Raw genomic sequence first — 14,954 nt, 5'->3', positions numbered from 1 at the left:
TCTTGCGGATTGTCTATTCTTTTTCTCAAGCGGTCCGTACTTTTAAACCTAAGGCTTAAGAAGACAATGATTGTGGCGGTCATTAGGGGTGGGTGTGACCGTGAGTATAAATATCGGCCGGATCTTTGATCACTTCATCCGTGATTTGCCATTCCTGATTGACCAGCGTCCGGAAAAAACAGCTTTTACGGCCAGTGTGGCAGGCAATGCCGCCCACTTGCTCGATCTGGTAAATCAGCACATCTCCATCGCAATCAAACTGAATGGCCGATACTTTTTGAAAGTGCCCTGATTCTTCACCCTTATGCCAGAGTTTTTGTCTGGAGCGGGTCCAGTAATGGGCGGTGTTTTTTTCGGCAGTAAGCGCCACGGCTTCGCGGTTGGCGTAGGCAAACATCAGCACCCGGCCGCTGTCTTTATCCTGAGCAATGACGGGTACAAGGCCTTTTTCATCCCATTTGATTTCGTCCAGCCAGCTCATAAGCGCACCTCAATCCCCGCTGCCCGCATGGCTTCTTTGGCCTGACGTATGGTGTATTCGCCAAAGTGAAAAATGCTTGCCGCCAGCACGGCATCGGCGTGGCCCTGAATAACGCCATCAACCAGATGCTGTACATTGCCGACGCCGCCCGAAGCAATGACGGGGATATCTACCGCATCGCTGACTGCACGGGTGAGCGGCAGATTAAAGCCGATTTTGGTGCCGTCTCTGTCCATGCTGGTGAGTAAAATTTCACCCGCGCCCAGCATTTGCATACGGGTTGCCCATTCAATGGCGTCCAGCCCTGTGGCGGTGCGGCCGCCATGGGTAAATACTTCCCAGCGTAATGGCTCGCCCGGCAGGCTGACCTGCTTGGCGTCGATGGCCACTACAATGGCCTGGCTGCCAAAACGGTCTGCAGCGTCTTTCACCATTTGCGGGTTAGTTACTGCTGTGGTGTTGATGCTGACTTTATCGGCACCGGCATTGAGCAGGCGGCGGACATCATCTACCACGCGCACCCCGCCACCCACGGTCAGCGGAATAAAAACCTGGGCTGCCACTTCTTCAATGACGTGCAAAATAATATCGCGCTGATCAGATGAGGCGGTGATATCTAAAAAGGTGATTTCGTCTGCGCCCTGAGCATCGTATCTTTTGGCAATTTCAACCGGGTCGCCCGCATCGCGCAGGCCTACAAAGTTAATACCTTTTACAACACGGCCAGCAGTCACATCGAGACAGGGGATAATTCGTTTAGCAAGAGACATAGGTTTTCTTCAGAAGAGGGCTTATTCGGATTGCTGGCTGGTCCAGAGTGCCCATAGCTTATTTGCCGCCTCGCTATATTGCCCAAGGCCACCCGCAAATTCAGGGCTGAACCATTGGACAAAGACGTTGTGCAGTACTTCTCTTACGTCTTCTTCGGACTGGCACTGCGGCAATATGCGCAAAATGCTGCCCACTTCAGGTGCATAGCCCTGAGGCTCCATCACCAGCGGGATCATCATCGGATCACAATCAAAGAGTAACTGGCAAACCGCTGCAAAAAGGATGGGATCCTGCTCTTGCAGGTAGTCGCCAATTTTGCGCTCGCTTTGTGCCCAATCAAACCATTCAGGCTGTGACATGGGCACCCCGCTGTCTTAAGTGCATTAGAAAAACGGAGCGCGTTGCCATCGTTTTTCTGATTTACTTTAATTAGACAATTCGTCGGCCAGTTCTTGCGCCGCTTTAAAGTCTATCGTGCCTTCGTAAATGGCACGGCCGGTAATGACTCCTTCGATTCCTTCTGACTCCACTTCGGCCAGTTTTCTGACGTCGTCCAGATTAGTGAGCCCGCCTGAGGCAATTACGGGAATCGTGAGCGCTTGGGCCAGCTTAACTGTGGCTTCGATATTCACCCCAGATAACATGCCATCGCGGCCGATATCGGTGTAAATCACGCTTTCCACGCCATAGCCTTCAAAGCGTTTGGCCAGATCGATTACATTCAGATCGGTAATTTTGGCCCAGCCATCGGTGGCTACAAAGCCGTCTTTTGCATCCAGCCCCACAATAATCTGGCCTGGGAATGCATCACATGCTTCATGCAAAAAGCCGGGCTGTTTGATGGCGGCGGTGCCGATAATGACGTAATCGATACCCGCATCCAGATACATTTCGATGGTTTCTAAGCTGCGGATGCCGCCGCCTAATTGTACGGGCACTTCGCCATCAATCGCTTTAAGAATACTTTTTACTGCACCCAAATTCTTTGGTTTGCCAGCAAATGCACCATTGAGATCGACCAGATGCATGCGGCGGGCGCCCTGGCCCAGCCAGTGGCTTACAAAGCTGGCCGGGTCGTCAGAAAACACAGTGGCGTCGCTCATTTCACCTTGGCGCAGGCGAACACATTGGCCGTCTTTTAAGTCGATTGCAGGGATGATTAGCATGATGGAGTCAGGTTTTGTTTTGTGTGTGAAAAAAAGTTGTTTTTTGCTTGAACTAAAAAATTAAAGATCAGCATAAAGCTAAAGAAAATAAGGCATGAATGCGTGTCAAAAGAATAGTTGCTGGCTAAACTAACGGTGATTACGCTGAAAATACCGGTCATAAGCAAGCTTGTTTGTAGTGCTTTAAAGCAACTGATCCAAAGCGTTTTCATACTGTTGCCTTTTAGGTATTGCCATTCCAGTTTACAAAATTCTTTAATAAGCTTAGACCAGCTTGATGACTTTTTTCAGGATGGCATTGAATAGCAAAGATATTATCCCTTGCTACCGCCGCTGCAAAGCGATATGGATAGCAGCTTTCTAAGACGGTGATATTGTCATGAGGCTGAAAATGATAGCTGTGCACAAAATAAAAGCGCTCCGCATCGCTGATACCTGCCCAAAGCGGATGATCATGCACTTTAAACATTTCATTCCAGCCCATATGCGGCACTTTTAATTTCTGGCCCAGGGCGTCAGACATTTTATCTTTGGGAAAGCGCACTACATTGCCTTTAAAAACGCCAAGGCCTGCGGTATCACCTTCTTCGCTGTGCTCAAATAAAAGCTGTGCACCGACGCAAATCCCCAGAAAGGGTTTTTCCCGGGTGGCATCAAGTACGGCTTGTTTTAAACCGCGTTCGGTCAGCTCTTTCATACAATCGGGCATGGCGCCCTGGCCGGGGAAGACGACTTTATCGGCGGTAGCCACGATGGCTGGGTCTGCAGTCAGCACAATCTGTGCATGATCACCGGCGACATGCTCTAAAGCTTTGGTAACCGAGCGTAAATTACCCATTCCATAATCGACGACAGCAATTTTCATGTTGTTTTCAGTGTTGGATCAGGGCTGCATCGCCACAGATCGGGTGATTGATATCTGCCTGATACTGACACAGTTGCAAGGCTGTGCCACGTTTTTTCTGCTCTGCAATCAGGCAAGCAACAGCATGTACGGTACCAGCCAGATTTTGTGTGATGAAATCATGGCCGGCAAGTTCGGCAACGGGCTTGTCCTGTAGCCATAACTGGTGCTTGAAGCTGGCGCTGCGTCTGGCCCCGCAATCCACAGCGGCGCTGGTCTGGCGCTTATCGTAATCGCCATCGGGGCTGGTTTGAGCTTTTAAATAGCGCCACTGATAGCGGAAATAAACATGGTTGCGCCGCTCAATCACCGAGTCTGTATCGATCCAGCTGCTGGAATCGCTGTCCTGCGCCCATTGCAGCCATTGTTCAGCATATGCGGGGCTGGCAAATAAGAGCCAGAGCACAGCGATGAGCCTTGGCATCAGCCGACCAGTGTACCTTTGGTTGAAGGGGTAATGCCCGCCATGCGCTCATCATGCTCTACTGCCATACGCAGCGCGCGGCCTAAGGCTTTGAATACGGTTTCGGCCTGGTGGTGGGCATTTTGCCCTTTCAGATTATCAATATGCAGGCTGATGGCGGCGTGATTGATAAAACCACGGAAGAATTCGCCGAATAAATCAACGTCAAAGCCGCCGATCATGGCGCGGGTGTAGGGCACGTTGTATTCCAGACTGGGGCGGCCGGATAAATCGACTACGACGCGGCTAAGGGCTTCATCCAGCGGTACATAGCTGTGGCCGTAACGGCGGATGCCTTTTTTATCACCAACGGCCTGGGCAAAAGCTTGCCCCAGGGTGATGCCAACGTCTTCTACTGTGTGGTGGGCATCAATATGCAAATCGCCCACTGCTTTGATTTCGATATCAAATAAGCCGTGGCGTGCGACCTGATCGAGCATGTGCTCAAAAAAAGGCACGCCGGTATCAAATTTAGATACCCCCGTTCCATCAAGATTGAGTGTGACGGTAATCTGGGTTTCCAGCGTATTACGGCTAACAGTAATCTGACGCATTTCGATAATCTCGATCAAGGGGCAATTCAAAAAATGGCAGTCTGGTTAAGAAACACTTCCGTTCATTATGACTGGCTGCTCATTTTGAAGGCAGTGCATTCGTCTTCAATTGTCTACGAGAATGACTTTTTCGTGAAGTCTTAAGTGTTTACACGCATTAAAAGCGGCATGGTTTTTCTGTAATCAGCGCTTACGCAGGGCGGCAGCAATCCCTTTTCTGGCCCAGAACATCATGCTTTCTGCTTCTTCCAGTGCCTCTTCAGGCAGTGGGTAGTACGCCATACTTTGTACTGAGCCGTCTTTTTTGCTGTAGCTGAAAGGAATGAGGCCAAGGCAGGTAAATTCAGCCTTTGATTGCTCGTCTGCCTTGATATACAGGATGTCGCCGGCCACGATGGCAAAGAAAATCTCATCGCAGTAAATCCCGTGGCCGCCAAACATGGCTTTCGCCCGCAATGAGCCCAGCGGAGCCAGTTGTTCCAGCAGGAATTCTACAAATTCATTTTTTTTTGGCATTTTTTATCTCAGTTATTTGAATTAAAAGCACTTTATGTAGTTTGTGGCGCTGAAGCTACATCCGCGTAGATGCTCGGTTTATGCCAAAAATACAACGAATATGCCTATGTCTTGACTTGCACCTACAAAATGCCTACATTTTGCTTTCAATCACCTAAGCAAAGTGCTTTATATGCGCCGTTTTCAGTGATTGAGATACATTATCTCGCGATATATTCAGCTTGCTGCTTGAGTGCTTTTAAATTCAATTTTTTACTAAATAAAAAATTGAAATAGATGTTTTTTAATAAATGTCTGATTGTCAGTCGAGTAAAAAAACGTCGTATTCCAAAAATGGTGGGGTTTGAAAACCCACTTCATAAGTCCGGAGAGAGAGTCATGTCAAAGCGCTTTAAGTTAGTCCGTCCATTACTACTTGCAGCAATGTTGTCTTCCACATTTGCTCATGCCGCAGATACAACGAAAGTTGAATTCTGGACATTTAACGTTACTAAGTTTGCTCCATACTGGAACGATGCTGTTCAGCGCTTCAATAAAGCAAATCCAGAGCTGGAAGCCGTTTGGGTTGATATGAACTGGGATCAGATTCAGCCTAAGCTGATTTCTGCCATTGCTGCGGGTAATCCTCCGGCGCTGGTTAACTTTAATACGCCGTGGACGCATGAATTTGCTCAGAAAGATTTGCTGCAACCACTGGATGCACTGATCGGCAAAAACAAAGCAGAATACCAGGCTGGCGCTTTGCAAGATCTGACCGTTAACGGCAAGATCTATGGCTATCCTTTCTACAATGCTGCATCGGTTATTGCTTATAACAAAGAATTGTTGGCAAAGAGCGGCATTAAATCAAATCCAAAAAACTTTGCAGAATTTGTAGCCACTGCCCGCACCATTACGGCTAAAACCGGCGTGGCTGCATTCTCGCCTAAGCTGGCAACAAAGAGCGGCGACGGCGGCATGATCCCTTGGTTCCAATACATGGGCCTGCCAATTTTTGCTAATGGCAAAGCTGTATTTAACAGCCCTAAGCACATCAAGGCAGTTGAAACATTTGCCGATATGTACAAGAAAGGCGTATTGCCAAAAGACAGCTTCCGTCTTGAATTTGAGCAAGAAATTGCGGGTTACAGCGCAGGTAAACTTGCGATGATGACAACTGCACCAACCGCATTAGGCAAACTGGCTGACAGCAGTAAAGTAGCTTACGAAAAAACAGCCATTATGGCCTTCCCTCAGGACGAAGGTAAATTGGTACTGGGTTCCTGGTTGATGTCTTTTGTACAGCCTAAAGGTTACAAAAACCCGGAAGCTGCTGCAAAACTGGGCTTGTTCCTGACCAACAGCGAGCAGCAATTAGGCTTCTCTAAAGCGACTGGCACAACCTTCCCGTCTGCCCGTAAAGCCGCTGAAAGCGACTTCTTCTCCTCAGGTGCAGAGGGTGGCGATCCGGTAGCTGTTGCACGTGCAACGGTTGCTAAATCGATGGGTGCTGCACGTACGCTGACATTGCCAGCAGCGCTGATGCCAGATGCAACAACGATGAGCAAAGAGTTCAATGACGAAGTGCAAGCTGCGATTGAAGGCCGTAAGTCAGCAAAAGCGGCTTTGGATGCAGCGGCTAAAAAATGGAATGATCGTATTGCAGCAAAGTAATTTAATAAAGTTTCCCCTGTAGTTTTCCTCTGCCGGGTAATCGGCATTTTATTCCCCTGCTCCGGCAGGGGAATTTTTTTATATATTGTTTTTGTCTAAGGTGGCGGGTTTAAATTCTGGAATAAAAGATTCAATGACGTGCTTTGTTTACCACTCAAAAAAGAAAATGTAGTCTGGGAACGAATACCAACAAAATATTGTGTTTTTCATGCCAATTGATTGACGACACCTACAAAACACCTATACTACACCCATGAATACCCACATCAAGAGGTTGAAAAATGCGTGCTAGTTTAAAAGGTCTGCTGCTTGCCCTGTTCTGTACCAATGCCTTTGCGGCCGTGGATCATACCGTAGGGCCAAATGGTGAAACGCCAACGTCTTACACCCAGGTAAAACTGGCAGCTCAGGATGTGGCCCAGCTGAAGGGTAAGGATTACAAAGCGGCGATTCTGATGCATACCACGTCGGATTTTTCGACTGCTTTGATTGCGGGCGCCAGGAAAGTATTTGATGAATTGGGTATTAAAGTTGTGGCTGTTACCGATGCAGAAATGGATCCTAAAAAACAGCGTACTGATCTCGAAACCGTTCTGGCGCTGAAACCCAATATTATTATTTCACTGGTAATTGATCCCGTGTCAGGCGCTGTAGCGTTCAAGCAAGCGACTCAGCAGGGCGTGAAGCTGGTGTTTATCAGCAATGCACCGCAGGGCTTTAAGGCTGGTAAAGATTACGCAGGCATTGTGACTGATGATTTATTCGGGATGGGTAAGGCCGCTGCCGAGCTGATGGCAGACAGTATTGGCAGCAAGGGTGATGTGGCCGTGATGCATCATGCGGCGAATTACTATGTCACCAATCAGCGTGACAGCGCAGTGAAGGCGGTGCTGGCGCGTTATCCAAATATCAAAGTGGTAGCCGATAAAGGCATTGCTAATCCAAATGACGGCGAAGTGATTGCTTCGGCGATTCTAACGCAAAACCCATCTGTAAAAGCCATTTACGCACCATGGGATGCGATTGCCGAAGGCGTGACTGCGGCAGTACGCACCGCTGGCCGTAAAGACGTCAAAGTGATCACTATGGATTTGGGCGCGGCCAATGCGCTGGATATGGTGAAGGGCGGCAATGTGGCTGGGATTGTGAGCGATCTGCCTTACGATATGGGTAAAACCCTGGCCACTATGGGCGCGATGTCCCTGATCAATAAACCTACCCCCGCTTTTGTGACCGTTGACGCCATCAAGGTGACTTCAGGCAATCTGGCTGCACAGTGGAATAAAGCATTATTCCGCCAGCCGCCTGATGCCGTTGTGAAAGCGCTGGCAGCAAAAAAATAATACAGAGCGGCTGATACAAACCTTGATTATCTAAACACAGAGCGGATGGTTTACAGCAGGTGGTGTGCTGTGAGTGCGCTCTGTGTTTCAGGGGTTTTTGTGCAGCCTTGTAAGACGGGTAAAACCCGCCAGGCAATAGGGATTTCATCTCAATGAATGAAGCTGCAATTCAAGCACGAGGGCTGACTAAAGCGTTTGATGGCAATGCCGTATTAAAAGGCATTGATTTCACCCTCAGGCAGGGTGAGGTGCATGCGATAGTTGGCCAGAACGGTGCAGGTAAATCAACGCTGATGAAGCTGCTTAATGGCTATTATCAGCGCGATGCGGGCGAGCTGTCTTTGTTTGGTCAGCCAGTTGATTTCCAGTCTCCGCGCGATGCACGGGAGGCCGGAATCGTGATGGTTTATCAGGATCTGAGCCTCGTTGCGACCATGAGCGTGGCCGAAAACATCTTTATGGGCAATTGGCTGGGCAGGGGCGGCCTAGTTGATCACCGCGCCATGGAGCAGGCCACTCTGGCGGTGCTGGAAAAAATGGGCATTGCTCTGGACCCATGGCAGAGTGTGGGTGAGCTGACGATGGGGCAGCAGCAGTTTATCGAAATTGCCAAAGCCATTTCGCAAAACGCCAGGGTTTTGATTCTGGATGAGCCTACCGCGTCTTTATCTGATAAAGAAATTGAAAAGCTGTTTACCGTGGTGAACACGCTGAAGTCGCAAGGCGTTTCGATTATCTATATCACCCATTATTTGCGCGATATTTTTAAGATTTGTGATTCGGTCAGCGTGCTGCGTGATGGCTTTCTGGTACGCAGCAGCCCGGTGATCACCACCAATATCGAAGAATTGGTTGCTGATATGCTGGGCCACCATCGTAATGCCAATGAAAACTGGCAGCGCGTGGCCGTGGATACTGAGCAAACACCGCTGCTGGAGCTGCGTAATGTAGTGACTTCGGTACTGGAAGACGTGTCTTTCAAGGTGTACCCGGGGCAGGTGGTTGGCCTGGCGGGCTTGCTTGGCAGTGGCCGTACCGAGATCTTAGAAGCGATTTTTGGCCTCGATGCCATCGAATCTGGGCAGATTTTACTCTCTGGTCAGAGCGTGAAAATTAAAAACCCGAATGACGCGATTAAGCTGGGTATTAATCTTGTGCCAGAAGACAGGCGCAGCCAGGGCTTGGTTTTAGATTTTAGTGTTGCTGACAATATGCTAATGTCTTTGTTTGATAAATTGTCGTCTCCCTTACTGCTGGATGAGGGGCGTGGCAGGGAATTAGTCGAAAGCCTGATCAAACGTCTGCATATTAAAACCAGCGGGCCGGATCAGGTGGTGAGATTTTTATCAGGTGGCAATCAGCAAAAAGTAGTCATTGGCAAATGTATGAGCACCAATGCCCGTGTCATGCTACTGGATGATCCTACTTTTGGTATTGATCTGAGCTCCAAGTACGAAATTATGCGCATCGTGAATGAATACGCGGCGCAGGGAAATGCCGTGATTTTTGTTTCCAGCGAATACAGCGAAATCGCCAGCTTTTGCGACAGCACATATATCGTGAATAAAGGACGGATTGCCGGGCTGATTCAAGAAGGCCAGACAGAAGAGCGTTTGCTGGCTGCGGTGCAGTAGGGATCAGTAATCACGTAGGTTGGGTTAGGCGGTATATTCGCGGTTTTAGGCGGATAAATCGGCGTAACCCAACATGCTCATGTGCAAATCAGAAAAAATCTAATTCCTAAATCTAAGAGGGATGGTATGGACATCACGGCAAATAAAGCGGACGCAGCAGTTGTGCCTGCCCGCCAGACAGACTGGAAAAGCTCGGTTATTTATCTGGTTTTCATCGGTATTTTTATATTTTTCTCAATTACCCTGCACGACAAAGGCTTTTTAGAAGCGGGTAATCTCATGAATATTGCCCGCCAGACCGCCATGATTTCCATCATGGCCGTGGGCATGACGTTTGTTTTATCTGCCGCAGAAATTGATCTGTCTTTTGGTGCAATTGTGGCGCTGTCTGCTGTAACCGCGGCCATGCTGATGCCTTATGGCATGGGCTGGGCGGTGCTGGGAGCCTTACTTGCAGGCTCTTTGTGTGGACTGATTAATGGCTTGTTTGTAGCTAAAGTCGGTATTCCATCCTTTCTGGTGACGCTCGGTATGGCGGGGATTATCACAGGGGTGACGCGCTGGATTACCGCCCTGCAATCGATTCCGGTAGAGAACGAAACTTTTGTATTTGTGTTTGGTTCTGGCGATATTGGCCCGGTTTCGGTGCTGTTTATCTGGATGGTGCTGATTGCCGTACTGGGCCATGTTTTATTGCGCCGTACCGCTTTTGGTAAAGAAGTGCTGGCCAGCGGCGGCAATAAAATCGCTGCGATGTATTCGGGGATTAACGTTAATCGCATCAAGCTGTATGTGTTGGTATTAAACGCTGCACTTGCTGCACTAGCTGGTGTTTTATATGCAGGCCGCCTGCAAAGTGCCCGCTACACCCTGGGTGAAAATGATTTGATGATGGTGGTGGCTGCGGTGATTATTGGTGGCACCAGCCTGTTTGGCGGCAAGGGCACGGTGATGGGCTCCATTATCGGCGCGCTGATTATGGGCATGGTGAATAACGGGCTGGTGCTGATGGGCCTGAATGTGGATCAGCAAATGATTTTCCGTGGCCTGATCATCATCTTCGCCGTCACGCTAACCATGGGCAATTTACGTAAGAAAAAGCGCTAAAGCATATGTAGGGTGGGCACGCCCTTGTGCCCACGCGTGATCTCGTAAAAACCCAAATCTTGAACCACAGAGAACACAGAGGACACGGAGTTCCACAGAGAAAACCAATAGATTTCTGTGCTCTGGGTTTACAGAAGCAGGTCCTTTTAAGACTTAGCCAACCATTATTTATAGCCAGACCGTGTTTTACACGGCCTGTGGCCCCTTATTGCTTAAAAATGGAGTTTTAGTATGTTTGAATCGTTTCGCAGCCAGGCTGCACAAAAAATAAGCGGCTGGTCTTTGGAAGAAAAAGTGGGGCAATTGTTTATTCTGGCCTTCCCTGGCAAAGATGCCGAAGCCGCCCGCCCTTTGATCGAGCGCTACAACTTAGGTGGTTGTTATCTGAGCCAGGACAATGCTGCTACTTTTGCCGAGGCACGTCAGCTCACCCAGGCCATGGCCGCCATTGTGAATCAGCGGGCAGATGCCGTACCTATGCTCTTGGGCGTGGATCAGGAAGGTGCATGGAGTGTGCTTACTCCTGAATCCACAACCGGGCCGGGCAATCTGGCCTTGGGCAGTGCCGATAATCCAGCCCTCAGTGCGCAAATGTATAGCGTATTCGGTATTGAAATGCGCTCGGCCGGGTTTAATTGTGTGCTTGGCCCATGCGCTGACGTTAATTTGAAACCTAATTCACCGATTATTGATACCCGTGCCTTTGGTGAAGTGCCTGCACAGGTGGCGGTACAAGTGGGGGCGGCGGTGCATGGCGCTCACGATGGTGGAATTGTAGTTTGCGCCAAGCATTTCCCCGGCCATGGTGATACTACGGGTGACACGCACCGTGAAATCCCTGTGGTCGATAAATCGCTGGCCACGCTGATGGTGGAAGACCTTGCCCCGTTTAAAGCTGCGATTGATGCGCGGGTAGAGCTGATGATGACTTCGCATATCTGCTACCCGCAGATCGATCCGGTTTATCCGGCTACTTTATCGAGGGCCATTTTGCAGGATGTCTTGCGTGAGAAGCTGGGCTTCAAAGGCATTGTGATTTCCGACAGCATGAATATGGGCGCGATTCGCCGTAATTTCCCGCCGGTAGAAGCTGCCATTATTGCGTTTAAAGCCGGTATCGACATGATGATGCTCTCTGAAGAGCACTACGATCACAACGATAACTACCTTGAAAACCAGCTGGCCATGATTGGTGCCATTGTCAGCGCGGTAGAAGACGGCCGTATGCCGGAAGCCGAGCTGAATCAGATTGTAGAGCGCGTTGTGGCCTTTAAGCTGGCGCGTTTGGTGGGTATGCCGCTGTTCCGTGAGTTTAATCAGGTGGCCAATCGCAAGGTAGAGCAGGCTGCCGCCCAATCTGCTGTACAAATCCTGGCCGACCCGGCACGTAATCTGCCGGTTCAGGCGGATAAACACGTATTCGTTTTGCAAACCACGCCATTGGCCGATTACGCCAATCTGGTGAATCCGCGCGGTATTGGCCCGAATCAGGCGACGCCTGCTTTTGATTATTTTGCTGCAGAAATCAGCACCCTTCTGCCTGAAGAGAGGCTGAGTATTCTGGATTACACCGAGGCTAAAACATGGCTTGCTGAGGTAAAAGTTGCGGCGGATCAGCTGGTTCTGGCCGTTATCGAAAACTACCCGCTGCCTGGTGAAGATTTTAAGCAAGCGGCATCAAAAGCACTGGTAGCTGAACTTGCCGCCAAATTCGGCGAGCAATTGGTGGTGATCGGTTTGCGTAATGCCTATGAGTCTGTGCCTGAACTGGCTGGCCATGTTTGCGCTTATGGCAGCCGTGAATGCAGCGCGCGGGCTGCGGCGCAGGTTTGCCTGAGCGTTTGATTGTTTGATTCAGTAATGCTATTCCCGCGCAGATCCGGCTTTTTTATGCTGGATGAAAAAGGGCTGCGGGAATGGCTGATTGATAAGTGCGGCTTTGGTTTGATTTTTAATTTTTAATAAAAGGAGGTGTAGAAATTAAATAGACCTGGTTTTGGATTTGCGTATTAGATTTTTCAAAAAATATAAAAGAATTTGCTTTTTAAACGGCATTTATCCTAAACAATTGAGAGAGACGAATGAAAAATTCAATGAAACACCGCTTAACCATTTTAGCTGGTTTATTAGTTTCTATGCCTATGGCTGCGATTGCCGCGCCTGCTGCAACTAAGGGATCTTTCCAGGACTTCCTTGATAATATGCGTGCTTTTGAATCCGGTATTGATCCGGCTAAAGCTGATTTTTATAAACAGAATTTTAATTCACCGATTCTGCGCTATGCCAAAGTTGTTACTCCTGGCGTGCCGGTGCGTGATCCGTCTACCGGTAGTTTGATTATTGAGCCTACAACAGTTAATCAGTACTTTACTAAGCTGGGTCTTAATACTATTTACAATCCAAATGCAGCAGATCAGGCTGCAATGTTTAAAACTATGCAATACAGCTCTTTAAATGCATGGGGTTTTATTGGTTATCAGCTTGGCGAAGCATTAATGATTGATACCGGTTATTACTCTCCGGTGAAGTATGTTTCAGCGACAGAAAATCTGGATAAATTCTATATTTTCGCGCCTGATTCAACATGGGCAAATGGTGTTACTGAAGCCACAATTGAAATTCCTGGTTCTGGCGGTAATAAAGTACGTGGTACACATAATAATCGCTGGGAAGGCACTTTCTCTGGCCGTAATGGCGTGAACAGCTTTGCTGATTTAAAAAATCCAGCCAAGCAAGAGTATGTGATTCGTGATGCCATGCGCTTTAACTATGGCGTGATGTCAGAAAAGCTGGCCGCTGCCAATATCACCTGGGCACAGGCCTTGGCTAAATCTTGGCCAGGTAAAGATGAAAATGGCAATCCAATTACCATTAAAGCCACTATGTCCGGTTTATTGGCTGCAGCTCACTTAGGCGGTGCCTGGGGGGCGGCTGATTTATTGATCACCAATAAAGTAGCCTGCGATGAGCAAGGTACTTGCGTAACAACATATATCGATAAATTTGGTAATTACGATACGCAAATTGATACGCCAAACGATGACACCATTAGTGGCGGCCCGCTGGATGAGGTTTTATCTGCAGGGCAGGGTAATGACACGGTTTATACCGGTGGCGGCAAAAACACGATTTATCTCAGCCAGTTCCCTGGCGGCACAACCACAGTAAAAGATTTTGTAGTGGGTAAAGATAAAATTGTATTACGCAACTGGACTGGCTCTAACCCGCTGGCTTCTTTAGCGGTAACAGACAGCGCAGGTGGTGCATTGCTGCAGTTTGCCGGGCAGTCTGTTTTGCTTGAAAAAGTTTCCGCTGCCGCTGTAAAGGCTAATCCATCAGCAGTGATTGTTGTTTCTGCTGTGTACAAGCTGGCATGGTCGGGCAAGCAAACCGCAACTGGTTTTAACCCGGCTCTGGATCAGATTCAGGGTACTTCTGGCCTTGGCTTTAAGCACCTGAAAATATTCCAGGACAACGGCAGTTTGTTTATTGGTACCCAAGCTGCGGACGGTGGCATATACTCATGGATCGAATTGCCTGGCGTAACAGCTGCACAAGTATCCTCAGATATGTTCAGCAATATGAGCGGCAGCTATTCTTCGCTGGAGTTCACCGTACTGCTGAACCCAACCACATGGGGCTGGGGCAAGGCAAAAAGCGTGGATTACTTTAAAGCTGCCAATACCACGGTTAATTTAGCTGCATTTGCTTACAACTTTAGCGCTTTAGCTCTGAAGCAAGAGGGGGCCGATGTGGTGCTGACTTTAAATCCGGCTTCTAATGGCGGGGATACGAAGGCGCTGCGTTTACTCAATACTAAGATCTCTGATCTGTCGGCTAAGAATTTCTACGGCGTAACCGGCAATTACAGCGATATGAAGATTGATGATCCATCAACTGCAGTTTACTTCCCGGTAACGGCTTCGGCTGGCACTGGCGGTGTGATTGCACCATCTGGCGTGGTGCAAGTGCGTGAAAAAACCAATCAGGTTTTCACTATCACACCGAATACTGGCTACAAAATTAAGAGCATTACTGTAGATGGCGCAGCACAAGCCATCAGCAGCTCATTTACCCTGGTAAATGTAACTGGCCCACGCAGTGTTGCCGTTAGTTTTGAACAAGGCAGCTCAAATACTTGCGCTGCAGCTGCATGGTCTGCAACAACAGTTTATGCCGCTGGTGGTACCAAGGTTTCACACAAAGGCTTTGAGTACACCAATAAATGGTGGACACAAGGCAATGAGCCAGGCACAAACGATGTATGGACTAAAGGCGCTGCTTGCCAATAAGCCATAGCTGCTGACCAGTAAGTAAAAAGCCCTGCCATTTTGATGGCAGGGCTTTTTTTACGAAAATGTA

The 14,954-nt window shown here is 48.7% G+C and carries 14 protein-coding genes; 6 read left to right on the top strand and 8 right to left on the bottom strand.

The window, feature by feature from the left end; all coding sequences use genetic code 11:
* Positions 1-82 precede the first annotated feature (82 nt).
* The 8 genes from hisI to CSQ88_RS05660 form a co-directional block, all read right to left on the bottom strand.
* Positions 83-481 (bottom strand): phosphoribosyl-AMP cyclohydrolase, encoded by a 399-nt coding sequence (hisI, locus tag CSQ88_RS05700; RefSeq protein WP_099397141.1) that lies wholly within the window; start codon positions 479-481, stop codon positions 83-85.
* Positions 478-1,251, bottom strand: coding sequence for an imidazole glycerol phosphate synthase subunit HisF (gene hisF / locus CSQ88_RS05695; protein ID WP_099397140.1), 774 nt, complete (start codon positions 1,249-1,251; stop codon positions 478-480). Before hisF ends, hisI begins: the two co-directional genes overlap by 4 nt.
* A gap of 21 nt (positions 1,252-1,272) precedes the next feature.
* The gene (locus CSQ88_RS05690; protein WP_099397139.1) at positions 1,273-1,611 is read right to left on the bottom strand and encodes a hypothetical protein; all 339 of its coding nucleotides are present in this window, start codon (positions 1,609-1,611) and stop codon (positions 1,273-1,275) included.
* A 66-nt stretch (positions 1,612-1,677) separates the two neighbouring features.
* Complete coding sequence (hisA, locus tag CSQ88_RS05685; RefSeq protein ID WP_099397138.1) at positions 1,678-2,418, bottom strand: 1-(5-phosphoribosyl)-5-[(5-phosphoribosylamino)methylideneamino]imidazole-4-carboxamide isomerase; 741 nt, start codon at positions 2,416-2,418, stop codon at positions 1,678-1,680.
* A 223-nt stretch (positions 2,419-2,641) separates the two neighbouring features.
* On the bottom strand, positions 2,642-3,283 hold the full coding sequence (hisH, locus tag CSQ88_RS05675; protein ID WP_099397136.1) for an imidazole glycerol phosphate synthase subunit HisH: 642 nt from the start codon (positions 3,281-3,283) through the stop codon (positions 2,642-2,644).
* A gap of 7 nt (positions 3,284-3,290) precedes the next feature.
* Positions 3,291-3,728 carry a surface-adhesin E family protein gene (locus tag CSQ88_RS05670; RefSeq protein ID WP_143449424.1) on the bottom strand — a complete coding sequence of 146 codons (438 nt, stop codon included), beginning with the start codon at positions 3,726-3,728 and terminating at the stop codon, positions 3,291-3,293.
* 17 nt (positions 3,729-3,745) lie between these two features.
* Positions 3,746-4,339 (bottom strand): imidazoleglycerol-phosphate dehydratase HisB, encoded by a 594-nt coding sequence (gene hisB / locus CSQ88_RS05665; protein ID WP_180273545.1) that lies wholly within the window; start codon positions 4,337-4,339, stop codon positions 3,746-3,748.
* Positions 4,340-4,522: 183 nt separating this feature from the next.
* Complete coding sequence (locus tag CSQ88_RS05660) at positions 4,523-4,855, bottom strand: TfoX/Sxy family protein (protein WP_099397134.1); 333 nt, start codon at positions 4,853-4,855, stop codon at positions 4,523-4,525.
* Positions 4,856-5,233: 378 nt separating this feature from the next.
* On the opposite strand from CSQ88_RS05660, the gene CSQ88_RS05655 reads away from it, so the two are divergent.
* The 6 genes from CSQ88_RS05655 (at position 5,234) to CSQ88_RS05630 (ending at position 14,884) form a co-directional block, all read left to right on the top strand.
* Complete coding sequence (locus CSQ88_RS05655) at positions 5,234-6,508, top strand: ABC transporter substrate-binding protein (RefSeq protein ID WP_180273544.1); 1,275 nt, start codon at positions 5,234-5,236, stop codon at positions 6,506-6,508.
* Between the two features lie 281 nt (positions 6,509-6,789).
* Positions 6,790-7,851, top strand: coding sequence for a substrate-binding domain-containing protein (locus CSQ88_RS05650; protein ID WP_099397132.1), 1,062 nt, complete (start codon positions 6,790-6,792; stop codon positions 7,849-7,851).
* 152 nt (positions 7,852-8,003) lie between these two features.
* Complete coding sequence (locus tag CSQ88_RS05645) at positions 8,004-9,485, top strand: sugar ABC transporter ATP-binding protein (RefSeq protein ID WP_099397131.1); 1,482 nt, start codon at positions 8,004-8,006, stop codon at positions 9,483-9,485.
* A 126-nt stretch (positions 9,486-9,611) separates the two neighbouring features.
* Entirely contained in the window at positions 9,612-10,592 is a 981-nt protein-coding gene (locus CSQ88_RS05640; protein WP_099397130.1) for an ABC transporter permease, read from the top strand.
* 231 nt (positions 10,593-10,823) lie between these two features.
* Positions 10,824-12,437: a glycoside hydrolase family 3 protein gene (locus CSQ88_RS05635; RefSeq protein ID WP_099397129.1), complete on the top strand. Its 1,614-nt coding sequence runs from the start codon at positions 10,824-10,826 to the stop codon at positions 12,435-12,437.
* A gap of 236 nt (positions 12,438-12,673) precedes the next feature.
* Complete coding sequence (locus CSQ88_RS05630) at positions 12,674-14,884, top strand: carbohydrate-binding protein (RefSeq protein WP_099397128.1); 2,211 nt, start codon at positions 12,674-12,676, stop codon at positions 14,882-14,884.
* The last annotated feature ends 70 nt before the right edge of the window (positions 14,885-14,954 follow it).

The sequence above is a fragment of the Iodobacter sp. BJB302 genome, from assembly GCF_002735645.1.
In the GTDB taxonomy this organism is placed as follows: domain Bacteria; phylum Pseudomonadota; class Gammaproteobacteria; order Burkholderiales; family Chitinibacteraceae; genus Iodobacter.
The sequence above is the reverse complement of the archived record's forward strand: the minus strand, read 5'-3'. Positions and strand labels throughout refer to the sequence as shown.

What these genes read in the sequence shown, in the direction of transcription:
- CSQ88_RS05635 (WP_099397129.1), top strand. Translation starts at nt 10,824, where the DNA reads ATGTTTGAATCGTTTCGCAGCCAGGCTGCACAAAAAATAAGCGGCTGG.
- CSQ88_RS05655 (WP_180273544.1), top strand. Translation starts at nt 5,234, where the DNA reads ATGTCAAAGCGCTTTAAGTTAGTCCGTCCATTACTACTTGCAGCAATG.
- CSQ88_RS05640 (WP_099397130.1), top strand. Translation starts at nt 9,612, where the DNA reads ATGGACATCACGGCAAATAAAGCGGACGCAGCAGTTGTGCCTGCCCGC.
- CSQ88_RS05660 (WP_099397134.1), bottom strand. Translation starts at nt 4,855, where the DNA reads ATGCCAAAAAAAAATGAATTTGTAGAATTCCTGCTGGAACAACTGGCT.
- CSQ88_RS05645 (WP_099397131.1), top strand. Translation starts at nt 8,004, where the DNA reads ATGAATGAAGCTGCAATTCAAGCACGAGGGCTGACTAAAGCGTTTGAT.
- hisA (WP_099397138.1), bottom strand. Translation starts at nt 2,418, where the DNA reads ATGCTAATCATCCCTGCAATCGACTTAAAAGACGGCCAATGTGTTCGC.
- hisB (WP_180273545.1), bottom strand. Translation starts at nt 4,339, where the DNA reads ATGCGTCAGATTACTGTTAGCCGTAATACGCTGGAAACCCAGATTACC.
- hisF (WP_099397140.1), bottom strand. Translation starts at nt 1,251, where the DNA reads ATGTCTCTTGCTAAACGAATTATCCCCTGTCTCGATGTGACTGCTGGC.
- CSQ88_RS05650 (WP_099397132.1), top strand. Translation starts at nt 6,790, where the DNA reads ATGCGTGCTAGTTTAAAAGGTCTGCTGCTTGCCCTGTTCTGTACCAAT.
- CSQ88_RS05630 (WP_099397128.1), top strand. Translation starts at nt 12,674, where the DNA reads ATGAAAAATTCAATGAAACACCGCTTAACCATTTTAGCTGGTTTATTA.
- hisI (WP_099397141.1), bottom strand. Translation starts at nt 481, where the DNA reads ATGAGCTGGCTGGACGAAATCAAATGGGATGAAAAAGGCCTTGTACCC.
- CSQ88_RS05690 (WP_099397139.1), bottom strand. Translation starts at nt 1,611, where the DNA reads ATGTCACAGCCTGAATGGTTTGATTGGGCACAAAGCGAGCGCAAAATT.
- hisH (WP_099397136.1), bottom strand. Translation starts at nt 3,283, where the DNA reads ATGAAAATTGCTGTCGTCGATTATGGAATGGGTAATTTACGCTCGGTT.